Origin of the sequence: Sellimonas sp., assembly GCF_047234585.1 — a bacterium.
Taxonomy (GTDB): Bacteria; Bacillota; Clostridia; order Lachnospirales; family Lachnospiraceae; genus Sellimonas; species Sellimonas caecigallum.
In genome coordinates this window covers 39,120-59,856 of the sequence record NZ_JBKSWG010000012.1, presented here as the reverse complement: position 1 = coordinate 59,856, position 20,737 = coordinate 39,120, and the positions used below count along the sequence as shown (strand labels likewise).

The 20,737-nt window shown below is 47.1% G+C and carries 20 protein-coding genes; 6 read left to right on the top strand and 14 right to left on the bottom strand.

The window, feature by feature from the left end:
- Nucleotides 1-10: 10 nt before the first annotated feature.
- The 3 genes from selA to yedF form a co-directional block, all read right to left on the bottom strand.
- Nucleotides 11-1,432 (bottom strand): L-seryl-tRNA(Sec) selenium transferase, encoded by a 1,422-nt coding sequence (gene selA, locus ACLROL_RS06585; protein WP_413067520.1) that lies wholly within the window; start codon nucleotides 1,430-1,432, stop codon nucleotides 11-13.
- Nucleotides 1,433-1,469: 37 nt separating this feature from the next.
- A complete protein-coding gene (gene selD / locus ACLROL_RS06580) occupies nucleotides 1,470-2,516 on the bottom strand; it encodes a selenide, water dikinase SelD (RefSeq protein ID WP_413067524.1) in 1,047 nt (348 codons plus the stop codon).
- Nucleotides 2,517-2,677: 161 nt separating this feature from the next.
- On the bottom strand, nucleotides 2,678-3,283 hold the full coding sequence (yedF, locus tag ACLROL_RS06575; RefSeq protein ID WP_221919757.1) for a sulfurtransferase-like selenium metabolism protein YedF: 606 nt from the start codon (nucleotides 3,281-3,283) through the stop codon (nucleotides 2,678-2,680).
- A 194-nt stretch (nucleotides 3,284-3,477) separates the two neighbouring features.
- Here yedF and ACLROL_RS06570 point away from each other — a divergent pair, with 194 nt between their 5' ends.
- The 5 genes from ACLROL_RS06570 (at nucleotide 3,478) to ACLROL_RS06550 (ending at nucleotide 7,355) form a co-directional block, all read left to right on the top strand.
- The gene (locus ACLROL_RS06570) at nucleotides 3,478-4,338 is read left to right on the top strand and encodes a class I SAM-dependent methyltransferase (protein ID WP_087201524.1); all 861 of its coding nucleotides are present in this window, start codon (nucleotides 3,478-3,480) and stop codon (nucleotides 4,336-4,338) included.
- Complete coding sequence (locus ACLROL_RS06565; RefSeq protein ID WP_287449292.1) at nucleotides 4,339-4,932, top strand: carbohydrate-binding family 9-like protein; 594 nt, start codon at nucleotides 4,339-4,341, stop codon at nucleotides 4,930-4,932.
- 61 nt (nucleotides 4,933-4,993) lie between these two features.
- A complete protein-coding gene (gene nagB / locus ACLROL_RS06560) occupies nucleotides 4,994-5,725 on the top strand; it encodes a glucosamine-6-phosphate deaminase (protein ID WP_087201521.1) in 732 nt (243 codons plus the stop codon).
- Between the two features lie 135 nt (nucleotides 5,726-5,860).
- The gene (gene nagA / locus ACLROL_RS06555; protein WP_413067519.1) at nucleotides 5,861-6,976 is read left to right on the top strand and encodes an N-acetylglucosamine-6-phosphate deacetylase; all 1,116 of its coding nucleotides are present in this window, start codon (nucleotides 5,861-5,863) and stop codon (nucleotides 6,974-6,976) included.
- Between the two features lie 25 nt (nucleotides 6,977-7,001).
- Entirely contained in the window at nucleotides 7,002-7,355 is a 354-nt protein-coding gene (locus ACLROL_RS06550) for a hypothetical protein (protein ID WP_087201517.1), read from the top strand.
- A 91-nt stretch (nucleotides 7,356-7,446) separates the two neighbouring features.
- Here the strand turns inward: ACLROL_RS06550 and ACLROL_RS06545 are convergent, their stop codons facing one another.
- The 10 genes from ACLROL_RS06545 to ACLROL_RS06500 form a co-directional block, all read right to left on the bottom strand.
- A complete protein-coding gene (locus ACLROL_RS06545; protein WP_087209841.1) occupies nucleotides 7,447-8,115 on the bottom strand; it encodes an HAD family hydrolase in 669 nt (222 codons plus the stop codon).
- A gap of 1 nt (nucleotide 8,116) precedes the next feature.
- A complete protein-coding gene (locus tag ACLROL_RS06540; protein WP_204244050.1) occupies nucleotides 8,117-8,275 on the bottom strand; it encodes a hypothetical protein in 159 nt (52 codons plus the stop codon).
- 69 nt (nucleotides 8,276-8,344) lie between these two features.
- On the bottom strand, nucleotides 8,345-9,262 hold the full coding sequence (gene epsC / locus ACLROL_RS06535; RefSeq protein WP_087201647.1) for a serine O-acetyltransferase EpsC: 918 nt from the start codon (nucleotides 9,260-9,262) through the stop codon (nucleotides 8,345-8,347).
- A 24-nt stretch (nucleotides 9,263-9,286) separates the two neighbouring features.
- Entirely contained in the window at nucleotides 9,287-9,934 is a 648-nt protein-coding gene (locus ACLROL_RS06530) for a GntR family transcriptional regulator (protein ID WP_087201513.1), read from the bottom strand.
- Between the two features lie 24 nt (nucleotides 9,935-9,958).
- Nucleotides 9,959-11,755, bottom strand: a complete 1,797-nt coding sequence (locus ACLROL_RS06525) for an ABC transporter ATP-binding protein (RefSeq protein WP_087201511.1) — start codon at nucleotides 11,753-11,755, stop codon at nucleotides 9,959-9,961.
- On the bottom strand, nucleotides 11,748-13,478 hold the full coding sequence (locus tag ACLROL_RS06520; RefSeq protein WP_087209844.1) for an ABC transporter ATP-binding protein: 1,731 nt from the start codon (nucleotides 13,476-13,478) through the stop codon (nucleotides 11,748-11,750). The genes ACLROL_RS06525 and ACLROL_RS06520 overlap by 8 nt, the downstream gene beginning before the upstream one ends.
- Nucleotides 13,479-13,572: 94 nt before the next feature.
- Entirely contained in the window at nucleotides 13,573-14,937 is a 1,365-nt protein-coding gene (gene pepV / locus ACLROL_RS06515; RefSeq protein ID WP_287449301.1) for a dipeptidase PepV, read from the bottom strand.
- Nucleotides 14,938-15,028: 91 nt separating this feature from the next.
- Nucleotides 15,029-16,027 carry a DNA adenine methylase gene (locus ACLROL_RS06510; protein WP_087201505.1) on the bottom strand — a complete coding sequence of 333 codons (999 nt, stop codon included), beginning with the start codon at nucleotides 16,025-16,027 and terminating at the stop codon, nucleotides 15,029-15,031.
- A complete protein-coding gene (gene dcm / locus ACLROL_RS06505; RefSeq protein ID WP_221919751.1) occupies nucleotides 16,020-18,206 on the bottom strand; it encodes a DNA cytosine methyltransferase in 2,187 nt (728 codons plus the stop codon). The genes ACLROL_RS06510 and dcm overlap by 8 nt, the downstream gene beginning before the upstream one ends.
- A gap of 85 nt (nucleotides 18,207-18,291) precedes the next feature.
- Nucleotides 18,292-18,966 carry a Crp/Fnr family transcriptional regulator gene (locus ACLROL_RS06500; protein WP_221919750.1) on the bottom strand — a complete coding sequence of 225 codons (675 nt, stop codon included), beginning with the start codon at nucleotides 18,964-18,966 and terminating at the stop codon, nucleotides 18,292-18,294.
- 109 nt (nucleotides 18,967-19,075) lie between these two features.
- Here ACLROL_RS06500 and ACLROL_RS06495 point away from each other — a divergent pair, with 109 nt between their 5' ends.
- On the top strand, nucleotides 19,076-19,723 hold the full coding sequence (locus ACLROL_RS06495) for an ATP-binding protein (protein ID WP_087201501.1): 648 nt from the start codon (nucleotides 19,076-19,078) through the stop codon (nucleotides 19,721-19,723).
- Between the two features lie 78 nt (nucleotides 19,724-19,801).
- Here the strand turns inward: ACLROL_RS06495 and ACLROL_RS06490 are convergent, their stop codons facing one another.
- On the bottom strand, nucleotides 19,802-20,722 hold the full coding sequence (locus tag ACLROL_RS06490) for a hypothetical protein (RefSeq protein ID WP_221919748.1): 921 nt from the start codon (nucleotides 20,720-20,722) through the stop codon (nucleotides 19,802-19,804).
- Nucleotides 20,723-20,737 lie beyond the last annotated feature (15 nt).

Here is a 20,737-nt window from a genome sequence, read left to right as displayed (position 1 = left end):
TGTCTCATCCTTATTTTCTTTTTACTTTCTTCTCTTCTCCGAGAATACCCGCAAGCTCATCCGCAGCAAGCGACATCTGCTCCTTGTCCATTGTCCTTACATCCATCAAAACTGTGTCATTTACTACTCTTGGGATGATCGGGATATCCAATTTTCTCATAGCCGTCTCAAGCTCCGGCACAGTCATGGCATACGGCTTGATGACGACACCCATGCTGCTGATCCGCTCCATCGGAAGAGATCCTCCGCCGATCTGGGATTCGCACTCCTGCACGCAGACCGCGGCCTGCAATTTTCGTGACTTCAAAAGCCTTACAAAGCGTTTTGCATCTTTTTCCACTTCTTCTTTTGTCTTTGTGATCATCCGAAGCACCGGGATTTTTTTGATGGCATTCTCTTCGCTTAAGTATTCCTGGAGAACCAGCTCCAGCGCTGTGGCTGTAAACTTGTCGATTCGAAGCGCCCGGGTCAGCTGATTTTTCTTCATCTGATCAATATATTTCTTCTTTCCCACGATGATTCCGGCCTGCGGGCCTCCAAGCAGTTTGTCCCCGCTGAAACATACGACGTCCGCTCCCTTACGTATGGAATCCTGGACTGTCGGTTCATATGTAAGCCCGTATTTTGAAAGGTCGATGAGCACTCCACTTCCAAGATCTTCAATGATCGGGATATCATTCGCTTCCCCAAGCGGAATCAGACCGTCAATCGGAACACTCTCCGTAAATCCCACGATCCGGTAATTGCTCGTGTGTACTTTCAGAAGCGCTTTCGTCTCTTCCGTGATGGCATTTTCGTAATCGGAATAATGTGTCTTGTTTGTCGTCCCCACTTCCACAAGGGAAGCTCCGCTTTGTTCCATCACGTCTGGGATCCGGAATTTCCCTCCGATCTCTACAAGTTCTCCTCTGGATACAACAACTTCTCCGCCTTTTGCCATAGAACTTAAGATCAGCATTACTGCGGAAGCATTGTTATTGACCGCCATAGCAGCCTCCGCACCCGTGATCCTGCACAAAAGTTTCTCAAAATGCGAATATCTCTCTCCACGTTTTCCGGCTTCCAGATCGTACTCCAGGTTTGAGTAACCGCAGGCCACATCAGCGATTCGATTTAAATGTTCTCTGCTGATAGGCGCTCTCCCGAGATTGGTGTGCAGGATCGTGCCTGTGGCATTGATGACCGGCCTCATATCCGGAGTGTGCATTTTTTTTACAGTGTTGACAATGTTCGAAATCAGGCTGTCGATTCCGAGTCTGATCTCCTCTTCATCATCGCTTTCTCTAATGAGGTCTCTGAGCGCCTCCATCTCTGTTCGGATCGCCTCCATGACCGTATCTCTGTCATAGACTTCGATCGCCTCTTTGATCTGTTCCTCTTCAAGCAGTATATCCACTTTCGGAATACTGCGGTAAAATAAATTTTTTTCCATCTTCTTTCCCATCCAGAGCGCGTGCACGGGGTATGCTTTATAAGAGCCGGATAAAAGTCGTATCGTCCGGATCTTTTTCTCTTACTTCCCCGATTACCGCAACTTTGGTATCCATTCCTTTTTTTTCAAAATCTTCCATTACTGCGTCTGCCTGATCAGGTGCGACACTGATCAGGAGTCCTCCTGATGTCTGCGGATCGTAGAGGAGATCTACCTCGTATTCTTCCGCCTTTCCCACGTCTACATATTTCCCGGAATGCTGCCGGTTTTTGTATGCTCCCGCCGGTATAAGCCCCATCTTGGCATAGGAAACCGCATCTGCAAAATACGGGATATTCGAGAGCATAAGATCAAAGCAGACATTGCTTGCCGTCGCCATCTCTGCTCCATGTCCAAGAAGTCCAAATCCGGTCACATCGGTACATGCCGAGACGTCATATCTGTCTACCACTTCTTTCGCCTTTTTATTCAGGGAAGACATGACGATCTCCGCTTCCCGGATCGCACGTGCGGACGCCATATCAGCCTTGATGGCCGTGTTTACAATACCATTTCCGATCTGTTTTGTGAGGATCAGCTTGTCTCCAGGCCTGCACCCGTAATTTTTGAATATCTTTTGCGGATGCACAAAACCTGACACGCAAAGCCCGTATTTCGGCTCATCATCCTGGATCGTATGCCCGCCCACTAGCACCGCTCCCGCCTCCTTTACCTTATCCGCCCCTCCTCTGAGGATTTCTCCCAGAATCGACGGATCCAGGCAGTTCGGGAATCCTACGATATTCAAAGCAACTTTCGGCTCTCCACCCATGGCCCACACATCACTCAGTGAATTGGCCGCTGCAATCTGTCCGAACATATACGGATCGTCCACGATCGGAGTGAAAAAATCGACAGTCTGGATCATTGCGATATCATCCGTGATCTTGTAAATAGCTGCATCATCTGATGTCTCGATTCCTACCAGAAGATTATCATCCTGAAATTTCGGCAGCTTGCCCAGTACCTGGGCAAGGGTCTCCGGACCTATTTTGGCCGCTCACCCCGCAGTCTTAGTCATCTGAGTCAGCTTAACATCTTTCATCATTTCCCCACTCCTTTCCAAACATCGTGTACTGACTTATAGAAAATATTTATAACTTTTTTATTATACCATAAACCTGACAAAGTGCAATAAAAAGGTGCAGAAGTAACTTTCCCCTGCACCTTCTTTTTGTCTCACGCAGCTGTCCGCAGCGGACGCTCTTATGGCCTTATGATTTTCCCCGCATTTGCCATTGTTTCAACGATACTGTACATATTTGTGACGCCGCCAACAGCAAGCTTTTCTTTCAATCCATAGTAGTCAAGGCATGTCCCACAGGTCATGATCTCAACCCCTTGAGCTTCAAGGTTTTTCAGATCTTCCAGAGAATCTGATTCCTCCGTTGTAAGCGTCGCTCCTCCATTATAGAAAAGCATTGTCTTCGGAAGTTCTTCAAGTTGTGTTACAGCAAAAAGAAATCCCTTCATCAGGACCTTCCCAAGTTCATCATTTCCGTTTCCCATCTTGTCGGAAGATACAACCACGATCATATCTCCCCTCTTATCAGGCATGCAGGACACTTCTTCCCCTTCTTCTTTCTCCGGAGTTCCCTCCATCTCAATCAGAATCCGGTACTCTTTTTCCGCAGTCTTCTCGGATGTAACTTTTCCGCCGGATGCCTGCGCCATCTTTGTCACATTCTGCACTGCGATCTCATTGTCCACCAACACTTCGATCGTGTCCGGGCCTTTCAGTTCTTTCATCGCATTTTTGGTCTTGATTACCGGAATCGGGCAGTTATCTCCGATCGCATTTACTTTTATCATAATTTGTTCCGCCTTTCGATTTTTCGTTCATATTTGGATTTATACACTGGTTTTATTTTAACACTTCGCAAAAGAAGGGTAAACGGATTTTCCAATCACTTTTTTCTATAGTATTCATAGATAAAATCAATATTGAGCTTTCTTTTTATAACTGCTATAATGAAACCTACTAAAGAAAAGAAAGGATTCGTTTTATGTGGATTGCAGACGGTTGGAAAGAATATGAAGTGATTGACTGCTCCGGCGGAGAAAAGCTGGAGCGATGGGGGGACTTTCTCCTTGTCCGTCCGGACCCTCAGGTCATCTGGAATACGGAAAAGACTCACAAAGGTTGGAGGCGTCCGAACGCCCGTTATCATCGCAGCAAAAAAGGGGGCGGTGAATGGGAATTTATCGATCTGCCGAAACAGTGGCAGATACATTATAAAAACCTTACTTTTAATCTGAAGCCATTCAGCTTCAAGCATACTGGGCTCTTCCCGGAACAGGCAGTAAACTGGGACTGGTTTTCTGAGAAAATCCGCACAGCCGGACGCCCGGTCAAAGTACTGAATCTTTTTGCCTATACTGGAGGTGCAACTTTGGCTGCCGCAGCGGCAGGCGCACATGTTACCCATGTGGATGCGTCAAAAGGAATGGTCACATGGGCCAAAGAAAATGCCGCTTCTTCCGGACTTTCGGACGCCCCTATCCGCTGGCTTGTAGATGATTGTATGAAATTTGTTGAGCGCGAGATTCGCCGCGGCAATCATTATGATGCCATCATCATGGATCCTCCTTCCTACGGTCGGGGACCAAAAGGAGAAATCTGGAAAATCGAGGATGCCATTCATCCGTTGATCAAAAGATGTACCGAAATACTATCGGACGACGCCCTCTTCTTTTTGATCAACTCTTACACAACCGGACTTGCCCCTTCCGTCCTTACCTATATGCTCAGTACGGAACTCAAAGGAAGAGACGGACATGTGGATGCGCAGGAAATCGGCCTCCCGGTATCCGCAAATGGGCTTGTCCTGCCGTGCGGTGCCAGTGGAAGGTGGGAGTCCAGATAGATGAAAGTACATACAATCTCATCCCCGGAGCATCTCCCGGAAAATGGGACAGCATTCGAGCTTACCCATCTTCTGTGGGGAACCAAATCGATTCCAAGAACAACCGGCAAAATCGGTTACATAGAGAATGATGGATTTTACATTTCCATGCGCTGTGAGGAATCGAACCCTCTGTGCACCTATACGGAAAACGGTTCTCCAGTATACAGAGACAGCGCAATGGAGGCTTTTTTTCTCTTCGGATCAGATGACGGACCTTATATCAATATCGAATTCAATGCAAACGGTGCATTACTGGCTATGCACGGAAGAAGCCGCTCCGGGCGGGTGCTGTTTACCCCGCGCCAGTGCCAGATGGTAAGCCTTCGCGCAAACATATATCCCACTTTCTGGGAAGCTTCTTTTCGCCTGCCCATCACGCTTCTTAAAGACGTTTATGGAACAGACTTCTTCCTCCAGGAACAGACATTTTCCGCGAACTTTTACAAGATTTCGGAGACTCCGGCGTTGGAACATTACGCTTCTTTTGCCCCGATCATATCCGGATCTCCTGATTTTCATCTGCCGGAATATTTTGAAAAATTTTCTTTCTGAAAGTACATTCAAAATATATATGCTATACTGTAAGTATCATTCTAAAGGGGGATCCGAAAAAATGAAATTTTATGAAGAAAAAGATTATGATGCATTAAGCCAGAGAGCAGCAAATATCATCGCTGCCCAGATCGTGACAAAGCCGGACTGTGTCCTCGGCCTTGCTACCGGTTCTTCTCCGGTGGGCACATACAAACGCCTGATCGAAAAGTATGAAAATGGAGATCTTGATTTCTCACAGGTAAAAACTGCCAACCTTGATGAGTACAAAGGTCTTACACGCGATAACGACCAGAGCTACTACTATTTCATGCATGAGAATCTCTTCGACCATGTCAATATCTGCCCGGAAAACACAAACATTCCAGACGGAACAAAAGAAGACAGTGAGACAGAATGTGCACATTATGAAGAAGTGATCGCTTCCCTCGGCGGAGTCGATCTTCAGCTTCTCGGCCTTGGCCACAACGGACATATCGGCTTCAATGAACCTGCTTGTGATTTCCCGCAGGCTACGCATTGTGTAGATCTCCAGGAAAGCACTATCGAGGCAAATAAACGTTTTTTTGCTTCCGCTGATGATGTACCTAGACAGGCTTACACAATGGGAATCGGCACGATTATGCGCGCGAAAAAGATCCTGCTTGTCGTAAGCGGCGAAGACAAAGCAGATATCGTGGCAAAAGCTTTCTTTGGCCCTGTTACACCAGAGGTACCTGCATCCATTCTGCAGTTCCATCCGGACGTGACAATCGTCGGCGACAAGGCAGCTTTTTCAAAAATTCCTCATTAGACCATAGCAAAAGGATGCGGCAACATGGAAATCCTGTTTTGCCGCATCCTTTCCTTTCTGCGCAATGAGTTTTCTATCACGGACATCTGTCTGGGAGCGCATTTTAAAAAGTTTAAATAAAAGGAGATTTTGAAAATGATCATAAAAAATGTAAAAGTATATGGCGAAGACAAGATTTTCCGTGACGGGGAAATCTATATTGAAAACGGTCTGTTTCAGAAGTCTGTTTCTGATACATCCGAAGTGATCGACGGCGAAGGCGCCTACGCCATCCCGGGACTGATCGACATCCATTTCCACGGATGCAAAGGCGCTGATGTGTGCGACAATGATCCGGAAGCGATCCGTACGATTGCAGAGTATGAGGCCTCCATCGGCGTGACCACGATCTGTCCTGCTACCATGACCCTTCCGGTAGAAGAACTGAAGGAAGTGCTTTCTACCGCTGCGGCATACAAAAATGAAAGCGGCGCCCATCTGGCCGGGCTGAACATGGAAGGTCCGTTCATCAGCGTGGAGAAAAAAGGCGCCCAGGATGCACGCAATATCATTACTTGTGATGAGAACATCTTCCGCGAATTCCAGGAAGCAGCCGGCGGGCTTATAAAATTCATCGGAGTAGCCCCGGAACGCAACACAGAAAAGACTCTCGACTTCATCCGCGATGTCAAAGATGAAGTTTCTGTCTCTCTTGCACATACCAATGCATCTTATGATGCCGCAAAAGCGGCTTATGATGCCGGAGCTTGCCATGCTGTCCACCTTTTTAACGCCATGCCTGCATTTACCCACAGAGAACCTGGAGTGGTCGGTGCCGTATTTGACAGCAAACATGTCTTTGCCGAACTGATCTGTGACGGCGTGCACATCCATCCATCCATGGTGCGTGCTGCGTTTGCAATGATGGGCGCAGACAGGATCTGTCTGATCAGCGACAGTATGCGCGCCACCGGCATGCCGGACGGTTCCTATACACTTGGCGGCCTGGATGTGACAGTAAAAGGAAAACATGCAACCCTGACTTCCAACGGCGCCCTGGCCGGATCTGTCACAAATCTTGCCGACTGTATGCGTACAGCTGTAAAAGAAATGGGCATCCCACTGGAAGATGCCGTCGGATGTGCCACGATCAATCCTGCCCGCGCACTTCATCTTGACGACCGATATGGAAGCATCGCCCCTGGCAAGATTGCAAATCTTGTACTTTTGAACGAGGATCTTTCTTTAAAACAAGTGATTTTAAACGGCTGATACAATCTGGAAGGGAGGAACTGCCATGAACCATACAGATTTTATATCCCGCCCGGGATTTCTATACAGGATCGGAAGTGAATACTACTATCTCGGGAAGTGGATCTGTCTGAAATGTGAAAATACGGACGCCTCGGATACACACTTCATGTACGAGCTTTCACTGAAAGAAAAAGACTCCCCGGAGCTGAACCTCTATTTTCAGAGACTTCGGGCGTACAGTGATTTCGCACTCATACCTCCGTTCAACGCGGCCGCTGTCCGCGATTCACAGGATCGTTTGCTGGAATCCTTGTCGGATATCCAGCAGGAAGATCTGAAGCGTCAGATTGAATCTTTTCAGTCCTGCGCCGTGCGGTTTGCCGGGCTCCCTGCGTAAGTCGATTTCCCCTCATCCGGACGGGACAACCGGTCTGCAGAACAGCTTTCACAGTATTCTCCACAAAAACTGGCCGACACTTTCATCTATGTTAAGTGTCAGCCAGTTTTTTCAGTTCTTCCTTCGCTTCCAAAAGCGTCTTTACTTTTATTTGGTACAGCTTTTTTATTTCTTCGTTTGGCTCCACAAGATCCGGAACCATGACCGGGCACATTCCTGCCGCAAAAGCGGCCCGGATTCCGTTTGGAGAATCCTCAAGGGCTACCGCTTCTTCCGGAAGGACATGGAGAAGACTGCACGCTTTCTCGTAGATCTCCGGGTCCGGCTTTGCTTTCGTTACCATATCTCCGCATAATACAGTATCAAAATAGTGGAGTATCCCTCCTGTTTTCAAAAGCTCCAGGGAGTATTCTCTTCTGGAGGATGTGGCTACCGCCATACGCCAGCCTCTGTCTTTTCCAAAGTCCAGAATCTCTTTTACCCCCGGTTTCAGCGGCACTCCTTCCTTTTCTTTGATTTCCTGAAAGATCTTCCGCGTCATCTCGTTAAACTCGTCCATCGGAAATGTCTCTCCAAATACTTGCCTGAAATATTCTGTCCTGCGTACCACATTAAATCCCAGAGTATTGTAAATATGCTGCCCGATACCGGGATAGCCAAGTTTTTCTCCAGCCTTTTCCCACGATTTCTGGACGACCCGCTCAGAATCAAAAAGCAAGCCGTCCATGTCAAACACAAGCGCCTTTATCTTTTGTCTCATGTTACAAGATTCCTTTTCCCATTGCATCTTTCACATAGGAAGTAACTTCTTCCAGCTTTTGGAGGACTTCCTGTTTTTCTTCCCATTCTTCCCCCTGGAGATCCAGATTCACAAGTGCCTGTTTTACTTCTTTCAACTTTGTGATCAATTCCTGTCCCATAACTTCATCCTCCCTTTCCTTTTTCTGCTTTTATTGTACTACTTTCCATAAGCGCGGTAAAGTCTGTTTCTAATTTTCCCATTCCCAGATAGCTTTTTTCTCCTTTGGCGTTTTAAAGACAAGCTCTGGACTTTTTGCACTTACTTTTGTATAAGGCGGAACGGACCGGGTAATGAACGTATTTCCTCCGATGATACAGTGTTCGCCGATGACTGTCTCCCCGCCAAGAACGCTGGAATTAGAATAAATTGTCACGTTGTCTTCAATTGTAGGATGCCGTTTTATCCCCGCCAACTGCTGTCCGTTTCTCGTCGAAAGCGCTCCAAGGGTTACCCCCTGATAAAGCTTGACATTATTGCCGATGACTGTCGTCTCCCCGATCACGATACCGGTACCGTGATCGATAAAGAAATATTCCCCGATCGTTGCTCCCGGATTGATGTCAATGCCTGTTCTTCCGTGGGCATACTCAGACATAATCCGCGGGATAAACGGTATTTTTTCCTGGTATAATACATGAGCAAGCCGGTATACATAAATGGCAAAAAGCCCCGGATAAGAAAAAATGATTTCTTCTTTGCTCTGAGCCGCCGGATCGCCGTCGAATCCTGCCTGTACATCTTTCAAAAGGCTTTCCTGAATATTCGGAAGCCTGTCAAAAAATGTATCTGTCACTTGTTCTGCACGGTCTTTGACTTCTTCATCTGTCTCCTCATTTCTCTGGTACTTAAGCGCGATCTCAATCTGGTCTCGCAGGGCGTCATACAGATGGTTCAGCCGATACCCCGCATAGTAGGACGCATCCAGCTCCATTGTGCTGTCCTTTCCGAAATACCCTGGGAATACCACATTTTTCAGTTCTCTTAAAATATCGATCACTTTGCTCCTGTCCGGAAGCTGTCTGCCGTTTTTCGGCATGAACAGCTCCTCCGTCCGGTAGTTTTCCGTAAGTCTTCCAGCTACTTTTTTGATTGTCTCTTTCTTCATATCTGCTCCCATCTCTGTCTTGTTCTATTTGTCGCCTACTTGTTTCGGATACATGAATTTTCTTACTCTTTCTGGACATTCGTCATCTCCTGTATAGTAAAAAATATCATTGAGACGGAACACCGCCTTCGGTCCCGGCGACATCATCAATGTCCCGTTTCTGCGGATCGCTATGACCGTCGCAAAGGTTTCCTGCCAGAGATTAACTTCGCCCACCGTCCTGTCCAGATACGGCGTGTCCTCCTTGATGACAAGCTCATATGGAATGAACGGATTCGTCGCCCTGTAGCACTCAATCTGTTTGATCAGCTCTGTCAGATATCCATAGAGTTCCTTCGTTTCCTCCTGCTGACGCTCTACGTTGTCCAGAATGTTCCGTTTCAGATTCTGGATAGACTTTGTCTGCTCCTGCTGCTGCAGAAAATTCCTTGCGTTGTCCAGCGATTTGATTACCACTCCGCTGTTCTTTTCGACTTCCACAACATCCCAGTCTGCAAGAATGCACATGGCTCTTCGGGCTGTCTCCGAAGAAACGCTGTACTGGCTTCCGATCGAGGACCGTGCATAGATCTTCCTGCCTTCCTGGTATGTTCCGTCAACAATCTTGTACGCGATATCTGCCGCGATCTGCTGATATTTTGGTATTCCGCTTTCTGTCTTCCTTCCGCCCATGCCTTTCGTTCCTCCTTTGCTTATCTAGTCCATTTCATCAAAATTCTGACCGGCGAACTGAGAATGGTACAGCTTCTCGTACATTCCCTTCTTTTCCAGCAGCTCTTCATGTGTTCCCTGTTCCACGATATCGCCGTCTTTTAGAACAAGGATAAGATCCGCATCCCGGATCGTGGACAGGCGGTGTGCGATGACAAAGGACGTTCTGCCTTCCATAACTCGCTGCATCGCCTCCTGGAGCATTTTCTCAAGACGAGTATCCACAGAAGAAGTGGCCTCATCGAGAATAAGAATCTGCGGGTCTTTCAGGATCGCTCTCGCTATCGTAAGGAGCTGCTTTTCGCCCTGGGAAATATTGTTTGCTTCCTCGTTTATCAAGGAATCATACCCATGTGAGAGCGTCCGTATAAAATGATGGACATTGGCCATCTTTGCGGCCCCTATCACTTCGTCTTTGCGAGCATCCAGTCTTCCGTACCGGATATTTTCGTAAATCGATCCTTTAAAAAGCCACGTATCCTGGAGCACAAGTGAGAACATGGATCGTAGTTCTTCCCTTGGCATATCACGGATATCTACACCGTCAACCTTGATGGATCCCCCTTTTACGTCATAGAAGCGAAGCAGCAGATTCATAAGCGTCGATTTTCCTGCCCCTGTCGGACCTACAATAGCCACCATCTGTCCGCTCTTGACATCCATATTGACATCTTTCATCAGAAGGTCTTTTCCATAGCCAAATTGCACATGGTCGAAGGTCACTGTCCCTTTCATCCGGTCTTTCGCCACATGTTTTTCGCCGCCTTGGTCTTCCTCTTCTTCATTCAGCATCGTAAAGATACGACCAAGTGCCGCAAAAGCCGACTGTACCTGGGCGGATAACTGAGATACCTGTGACAGCGGGTCATTGATCTGCCAGATATAACGGATGAACGCCTGGAGATCCCCAATTTTGATCGTTCCCTGAATGACGAGAATGCAGCCTACAACAGCTGAAGCTCCGATCGTCACATAAGTGATAAATGACACAAAAGGCGAGATCAAAGAAGACACGAACTGTGCCTGAAACGCAGAATCTCTCATCCTCCTGTTGACATCCTCGAATTTCTGTATCGTATCCTCCTGTTTATTGTACACGATGATCTCATTGAAGCCCCCGTACAGCTCCGTGATGGTTCCGTTCAGTTCCCCGACAGTCGTCTGCTGTCTGTCAAAAAGTTTCTGCGAGCGTCCGACAAACAGTTTTGTGATAAGCGCTGTCAGAGGGATGATGACAAGTGCAAGGAGTGTCATGATCCAGTTGATCCGGAACATCATGATAATGACAAGGATGAATGTCAGTACTCCGGTAATCACTTTGGTAAGTGTCTGCTGCAATGCATTGCTCAGCGTATCCACGTCATTTGTCACACAGCTCAGGACATCCCCAAATGCATGATCGTCAAAAAATCGCACCGGAAGCTTCTGGATCTTTTTCTGAAGTGCTCCCCGGATATCATGCATCATATGCTGGATGGCATTTGTGAGGAAAAACGCCGAAATAAGAAGAGCCAGTGCCCTTACAATGAAACAAGTGATCAAAAGCGTCAGTATCAGGAACACTCTCTGGAAATCCACATGAGCGCCCGGTATCCCCTCCATGATCTTTGCTGCGTCATCTGCAAGCTGTGTTGTGACCATCCCTTCGACCGTTGGATTCATTGTATAGATAGCCGTGGACAAAATGACCATAAAAAACGCCACAAAAAATTTTGTCCTGTATGGCTTTGCGAAAGCCAGTACTCCTTTTATACATACTTTCCAGCTTACTTTTCTATTCATAGGCCAGTTCCTCCTCACTTAACTGAGAGGCGGCGATCTCATAATATATCTTGCAGTTTTCAAGGAGCTCCCTGTGCGTTCCCTTCCCTGCAATCTTTCCTTCATTGAGAACAATGATCTGATCTGCATCCATGATAGTGGAAACTCTCTGCGCCACGATCAGGACGATCTCATCTGTCATCTCTTTTTTCAGTTCTCCCCTGAGACGGGCGTCTGTCCGGAAATCAAGCGCCGAAAAGGAATCGTCATAGATATAGATCTCCGGTTTGCGCACCAGCGCTCTAGCGATGGAAAGCCGCTGCTTTTGTCCGCCTGACACGTTACCTGCTCCTTCCGCGATCTTCTCTTCAAAGCCGTTCGGCTTTTCCATGATAAAGTCGTACGCCTGTGCCACCTTTGCCGCATGGATGACTTCATCGTCTGTCGCTTCTTTTTTCCCAAATCTGATATTGTCCGCGATGGTCCCGCTGAACAGGTTTGCCTTCTGGGATACATACCCAATTTTATCCCTCAGTGCATACATGTCCATCTCCCGTACATCGACACCGTTTACAAGCACCTTCCCGGATGTCACATCGTAAAATCGCGGGATCAGCTTGATCAGCGTGCTTTTTCCTGATCCTGTACTTCCGATAAAAGCCACAGTCTGTCCGGCGTGTGCCTCAAAAGATACATTCTGGAGCACAGCCTCCTCTCCGTCCGGATAGACGAAAGTCACATTGTCAAACACAACGCTTTTCTCCTTTTCCTCTGCTCCCTCTTTCGGATGGTTCTGTATTCCCGGTTCAGTATTTAGAACTCGCATGATCCGCTTTGCAGATACATTTGCTCTCGGATACATCATAAATACAAGGCAGAACAGGAGAACGGAAAACATTGCGTGGAACATATAATCCATAAAGGCTACCAGTTTCCCCACCGGCAGTGCACCGTCATCGATCATAAAACTTGCGACAAGGTAGATTCCAATGACCGCCACATTCATAAGCAGAAAGAAGATCGGCTCTGTGGAGGACATCAGTTTAAACAGCCGCTTAGACTGCACCATAAAATTTACGTTCTCGTTGTCAAACCGCTCCGACTCATAGCTGTCATTGTTAAAGGATCGGATAACCCGGATTCCTGTGAGGTTCTCCCTGAAAATCCGGTTGATGGAATCCAGTGATCCCTGCTGTCTCTCACTGATAGGTGAGGAAATTTTCCCTACGATAACCACCCCGATGATGATCAGCGGGACGGTAGCAAGAATAATCATTGACAATTTCAGCGATGTCATCATTATCAGTATGAAACTTACTGAAATCATGACCGGGGTAAGGACAGCAGTCCTCAGGATCACGTTCATAAACATCATGATCTGGAAGGCATCGTTGTTTGTTCTTGTGATCAGGGATGCCACACCAATCTCATTCATCTCGCTGTGAGACAGTGTCTGCACTTTCCGGAATACATCCTGTCTGATATCGTGTGCAACATTGGTAGATATCCTGGCACAGCAGTAACCTAAAAGGATCGTGCCGGCCACACCGATCACGGAGATCAGCACGATCATTCCCCCCATTCTTATCAAATACGTTTTGTCCTGATTTACTACCCCTTTGTCGATCATATCTGATACAATGGTTGGAATTCCCAGTTCCACCAGCGCAAAGCCAAATACAGACAGCACATTCAGGCAAAAAAGAAGTTTATATCTTTTCAGATACTTGAAAATCAGTCTCAAACTAAAACCTCCTTGTTATAAAAAGACCTTTGCACATTTCATGCGAAGGCCTTTTCTGATATACCAAATTTGTCAGACTTTTTATTAAAGTTTTCTATTTCTGAGCGATCTCATACATTGCAGCGGCAACGATCTGGAATGATTTCATTAATTTATCCACGTCTGCACATTCGTTCGGCTGATGGATCACATCCGGATCTCCCGGGAAGATCGGTCCGAAAGCTACCATATTGTCAAACGCTTTTGCATATGTACCGCCTCCGATAGCGATCGGCTCATCATCCGCTCCGGTCTGTGCTCTGTAGACTCCCGTCAGTTTTTGTACAAGTTCAGAATCTTTAGGAACATAGAGGAGTTTTCCTTCCGCCTCGACATTCGCGTTCAGACCGTATTCTTCCGCGTGTTTTTTTACATTCGCGATCAGTTCTTCTCTGTTTCCACTCTTCGGATACCGGATATCAAGTGTAAAGAAGATCTCTTCTTCCGTCACTTTCACAACTCCCAGGTTGACTGTCGTTTCCCCTGTCTCCTCGTCACTGTAACAGATTCCCAGAGACTTTCCATTTGTCTCTGCTCCGATTTTTTCCAGGATGAATGCCATCATCTGCCCTACATCTCCGTCAATACCGGAATCTTTGACTGCCTCAAACAGTTTCTTTGCAGCGTTGATTCCAAGATGCGGTGTACTTCCGTGAGCCCCTTTTCCTTCCGCTACGACCACTGTCTTTCCGTCCGCCTTTGTCACAGTAATGCCTTCCGCTTCCTTGACGTCAATCTCTCCTTCCGCTACAAGAGTGCACTTCGGCGTTACTACATTCTTCGCTGTACCTCCATCGATGGACAGTATTTTCACTTTGGACGGATTCTCTATCTTCTTTGTCACTTCCCAGAATGACTGGCCTTTTTCACAAAAAATGACCGGATACTCTGCATCTGGCGTAAACCCGATCGTCGGTTTTTCTCCGCCCGCTTCAATGTAATGCTGCACACAGGAAGATCCATTTTCCTCGTCTGTGCCGAAAATAACGCGAAGTCTGCGGTCAATCGGAAGTCCAAGATCCCGGATTGCTTTCAGCGCATAGATGGCACCGATCACAGGTCCTTTGTCATCAAGAATTCCCCGTCCGTACATCACTCCATCATGTACTTCACAGGCGAGAGGAGGATAGTTCCATCCTTCTCCGATCGGGACAACATCCAGATGGCCCAGCACTGCTGCCATCTCTTCGCCTTCGCCGTACTCGATCCAGCCTACTTTGTTGTCCAGATTTCCTGTCCGAAAGCCCAGCTTTTCTCCCAGCGCAAGCGCATGATCCAGCGCCTCTTTCGGACCTCTTCCATAAGGTGCGTCCGCCTCTGGCTCTCCTTTCACACTTTCGATCGCTATGCTTTCTTTGATGGATGCGAAAATTTCGTCCTTCATATCAAGCATTTTTTCATTCAAATTTTCATATCCCATTGCTCTAACTCCTTCCGCTAAAGTTTGTACTTCAGCTCTTTAACACTCTATAGCATTAGTCTATCGTATTTGTGTGAAAATTGCAAGCAATTTACAGTTCTACTAAAAAAAGAAGTTCATTGCTTCCTTTTTTGTTAATTTTCCCTGTTACCTGATAGTTGTGCGGCCGTTCTTTCCGTGTCACACGCCCGTATTTTGAAAGCATCTTTTCCATCTCATCCGGAACCGGGCGAACCCGACTGTTCTGGCTTAAAAGGATATATCCGGTCTTTCCCCGCAGTTCTTTTACAAGCTCCTCCAGTCGAAAAAGAAACGTCTGTTTTTTGGTAAAGTCAGCATGTTCCTTTTTCTTTCCAAACATTTCGTCGAACAAACCATAGAACGCATCATAATTATTCATGGTGGAAGGATATGGCGGGTCAATATACACAACATCCAAGCGTCCCGGCTCTTTTACAAGATCCGCAGCATCTTCCCTTCTGGCAATACAATTTCCACGCCCCCGGAAGACTGCCTGGCTGTAAGATGACAAATTCTCTCTCATGTGACTTTCGAAAGTCTGGTTATGGTATGCCCGCCTTCTCCCGTATTTTCGGTAGCTGTATTCCTCATCTCTGAGGATCCGGATCTGATCCCATGGAACATTCATCCGTGAATATGGAAGCTTCCGGATCATAGCTCTGCGCAGAAGAGCCAGATAGAGATACCGCTCATATCCTCCCAGTTCTTCCGAGATAGCTTTGAGGCGTGCCAGCTCTTCGATCTCCTCGGGAAAATACAGTCTCCCTGCAAGAAAAGAAAGCCTGTCTTTCTCTTTTTCAATGATTCCCCGAGAAATCTCTATATCAAACACAGATGCTGAAATCTGTCCTTCCATATTCTCGATCAGCGCTTTGCAAAGAACGAAATCCGCGTACAAAATGTCGTTGGAAATCACATCATATCCTTCTTTTTTCAGCGCATAAGACACCGAACACCCGCCCGCAAACAGATCCATAACACTCCCTGTCTTTACCGGCATTTCCTGGAGAATCCAGTCCACAAGCTTTTCTTTATTCCCGATATAATTTACTTTCGGATATTTAGACATTTCGAAGTGCCTCCCTTATCTGCACGGCAATCCGGTATGCCAGCTCCGGCGGAACTGCATTTCCGATCTGCTGCTGTATCTGTATCGATGTCCCATAAAAAATAAAATCGTCCGGGAATGTCTGTATTCTTGCCAGCTCCCGTGGAGTGAGCGCCCTGTTCTGGCAATAGTGAAAGATTTTTCGCATATCCCCTGTCACGCACACCGACGGTTTTTGGCTGTCATAGCGGATATATTTTCGGATATCCCCGGATTTTGGCCGCAATTGTTCCGGGATATCCGTCCGGTCTCCTCCGTCTTTTACGTAACTCATCTTTTCCAGCATCTGTACGGAATGGTTCATAGCCTCATGATTCGGGATCGTGCTTTTCTCTCCGCTTTTCAAAGGCGGCAGATCGCCGATAGCTTCTTTAATCGTTCGGATACGGCTGTCTTTCTCCGGATAGGAGAAATTTACAACCAGATCTTTTCGGTATCCTACCATGACCATCCGGCGACGCACCTGCGGGACGCCGTAGCAGGCGCTGTTCAGCACTTCATGCCACGGTACGATATACCCTGCGTCACGGAATGCTTCCAGTATATCCTCCATCGTCTTGCCCTTCCTGTGCACTTCCATCGCAGCCACGTTTTCCATCACAAACATCTTTGGCTTTAAGTGTTTTACGACCCGCACAAACTCCAGAAAAAGATAATTTCTCTCATCCTCCAGAAAAGTCCGGCCGATATTTCCGGCCTTGGAAAATCCCTGACAAGGCGGTCCTCCGATAACAACGTCTACTTCCCGCTCTTTTATGACCGCGCTAAGTTTCTCATTGGGGATGTTTTTGATGTCGTCCACGATGAGCGGATGCTCCGGGAAATTCTCCCGGTATGTCCTTGCATACTTAGGATGCATCTCAACGGCCAGAAGATTCTCAAATCCCGCCTTGTCAAATCCGCAGGACAGTCCTCCTGCCCCGCAGAACAGATCCACATATGTCGGACGCTTTAGAGGCTTTTCCTCTTTACATTCCGATGAGACCGGATCGATGCCCTGTTTTTTGTAAAACAAAGCTCTGTGATAACGCATATACTGTTTTCTTTTATCGTTCATCACTGCGCTGTCCAGCCGGTATCTTCCAAGCCGTTCTCTTACTGCTTCTTCCACCCGATCTCCAAATAAAATCTCCCCGTCGTCGGTAAAAGAGATTTCCTGCTTATCAAAGTACGAATCTGCAATCTGATTGATCAAAATTCCATTGTCCACATCATAGGCTTCATCTTCCCGCCCTTCATCCAGACAGGTCTGGAGTGGTTTGATGTGGGAGGCGATCAGCGTCTTATACTGGATCTTTTCCAGGTAGCAAACCGGTTTCCCATAGATGCGCTCCGATTCCTGCTTCAATTCCTCCTTAAAAATACGATGGCGCACTCCATCTCTCTTTTTGTTTTCTCTCTCCCTGCCATCTGCGATCCCTGGATCATCTACGAAACGGAATGTCTCATTTTCTCTGTCGTAGGAGAGATCCACAAAAAGCTTCAGGTGGGAGATCAGATGGGAGATCTGATTATATTTTCTATCCGGGAAACCGCAGGAATCGGCATAGCGGATCTGACTGTTAAGTTCGCTTCTCGTAAGGTATCCTTTCGCAAAATTCCGGATATCTGTTACCATCAGTCCCTTGATGTCTTCTTTATCCAGCGGTCCGGAAAGATCCAGCGTCTTCAGCAGAAACGCCATGTGTTTCAGCTCTCTTTTATCCACAGTCACATCGGAGGCAAGGGAGGACGCCTCATAAAAAATCTTTGAAAAAAGAACTCTCTTTCGTTCTTTGTCCTCCGTCCGCAAGAACTCTTTTACAAGCGGATGATACCCGTCCATATATGGATTGATAAAACCGATCTTCACAAACTGGTTGATGGCTTTCCTGGCCGACAAGGAGCCGTCCTTTCCCTTAAAATCACACATTTTCACGATTCTTTCCTGAAGTCTGCGGTAAAGCTCCTCCGTCTTACCATCTTTCTTTCCGGCACTTTCTTGGATTTCCTTTTTGTGGCTGTCGATGAACATGACCGTCACAGAAAGGCAATTATGAAATTTCGTTCCGAGCAGATTCGTATATGCCGCTGTAAACTTCCAGTAGTTCTCATATACTTCCGTCTCTCTTCTTTTTTTGGAACCTCCAGTCATATCCATCACATCCCTTCTTGTATCATATCTTTCTTTTAGCCCTGAATTTATATCATACCATGACTTTTCAAATTTCTCTATGAAAATCTTATCAGATTTTTATCTGTTCTTCTTCTTTCAGCAGCTCAAATTGATTTTTCCGAAAAGACAAGACACCTTCTTTTTTCAGCTTTCCAAGCACCGCTGACAGCGCACTCCTGTCTGCCGCCAGATAATCAGCAAGTCCCTGTCTGTCAAATGGAATCTCAAAACTCTTTTTTCCTTCTTTTAAAGCCTGTTCCGACAAGTAAGAAAGGACTTTCTCCCGAAGTGTCCGTCTGGACAGGTGGGAGATGCGCCCAGTCAGAAAAAGATTTTTCCGCGCGAGTATCTGCATCATATTTTTCATGAGGATCTTATGTGCCGGGCTGTCTGGACAGGTCTCCGTCATCGCTCTGTAATCAATCCACAGAACTTCTGTCTTGTCTGCCGCCATTACCGTGACCGTCGCGCAGGCTTCGCCCGCCGCAAATGCCTCCGCAAACAATTCTCCAGACAGAATCTGTGCCACCATGGCTGTGCTCCCGCTATACTCTTCCTTCATGACAAAAAGTTCCCCGGATGCCACGATTCCGAAAGAGCGAACTGTATCCCCCACATTCAGAAGGATCTCGTCTTTTTGATAAATCCGGGTGCAGGCCTTTATTCGTTTCAGCAATATCTCCATTTCTTCCTCCGGGATTCCCCGAAAAAGCGGGCAATTCCGAACCCATTTTTTTCTCTCCATTCCTACCTCCGTTGTAATTACAACCGATTCTTTTTCCTGAGTGTACTATTCTTATACATGTAAGTCAAGCGTATTTCTGAAAACATTTTGGAAGGGAAGGAATAAGACTATGATACGAAAAATCATCAAAATTAACGAAGCGCTCTGCAATGGCTGCGGGCTCTGTGCCCAGGCTTGCCATGAAGGCGCTATTGATATGGTAAACGGAAAAGCAAAACTTGTGCGCGAACACTACTGCGATGGTCTTGGAGACTGTCTCCCTGCCTGCCCGACGGGGGCCATCTCCTTTGAAGAAAGGGAAGCGCCGGCTTATGATGAAGCAGCCGTAAAAGCCGCTCAGGCCGCAAAAGCCACCGGAACTTCAAATCCTTCGGCGCAAAATTTTTCACTGGACAGCCAGCTTACCCAATGGCCGGTACAGATCAAACTTGCACCGCTTTCAGCACCTTATTTTCAAAATGCCGATCTTTTGATCGCAGCGGACTGCACAGCCTATGCCTACGGAAATTTCCATCATGATTTCATACGAGGCCATGTTACTCTCATCGGCTGTCCAAAACTGGACTCCATCGACTATACAGAAAAGCTGACTGCTATCCTGAGTCAGAACGACATCCGAAGCATCCTCGTGGCAAGAATGCAGGTCCCATGCTGCGGCGGAATCGAGCGCGCTGTCCGAAATGCAGTCGCAGCATCCGGAAAAGATATCCCATGCCAGGTAAAAATCATTTCCCCGAACGGTACTATACTGCAATAGACTGGATTGTGTTATACACTAAGATACCGCCCTGCCGTTCTTCGCACGGACACAGGGCGGTATCCCTTTTTCTATTATCTATCGCCTGATAAATTTGCGAATGACACATAATACGATCCCTGCTGCACAGCATCCCAGCAGAATCGTTTTCATCCCGTCTATTACTTGAAGGGCTAGGCTCGCTCCGGCCAGCATCTGAGGGCTTTCCGGCACGATCGGCTGCACCATCCCAGATACAGCTGCAAGTATTGCGATCACGATGAATGATGTAAGTCCTCTTCCCGTGTCATAGCTTTGTATCCTTCCACCGTCTGCTGCTTTTCTCCCTGTCAAGATCCAGAGCGCGGAGATGATTCCGTAGAGCAAAAGCACGCCTGCAATACCAAGATAAAGCGCTTCCGCATAGTTTCGATCTGCTGCCACTCTCCATAGTTCTCCCAACACATTTCTCTGGGCCCAGAAATCCTGGAACATTTTGAGAACAATGACAACCATAGCGGCAAAACTTCCGCATTTCAAAATGATGGAAACGATTTTTCCTGCCGCTTTTCCCGCTGTTCTCCCCGCTGTACCAGCGACTTTTGTCGCTGTCTTTACAGGTTTTACTGCAGAAGAACGGTTCTTTTCTTTTGTCTTTTTTTCATCTCCTGTATTCTTTTGCGGAGGTCTTTTCTTTTTTCCGGAATCTGCCCGTTTCCCTGCTGCTCTGCTCCTGGAAGATCCGGTCTGCTTTCTCCCCTGTGATTTTCTTTTGTCTTCTGGTCTTCGCTCTGTCTTTCTTTGCGATGTCTGTTTGGGCTCTCTTGTTTTCACTGCCTTTTCTTCTTCCGGATCCTCCCAGCCGTCTCCGGTATCCCAGTCATCCTCCTCAAAATCTTCGGTATCGAGATGGTATTCTGGATCTTGCTCGTCCAGCTCTTCTTCATCGAGCCACTCTATATCGAGCCAGTCTGTCATCTGATTGGGATTATTTTTCTTGTGATCTTTAATGCGTCCCATGCTATCAGCCTCCCC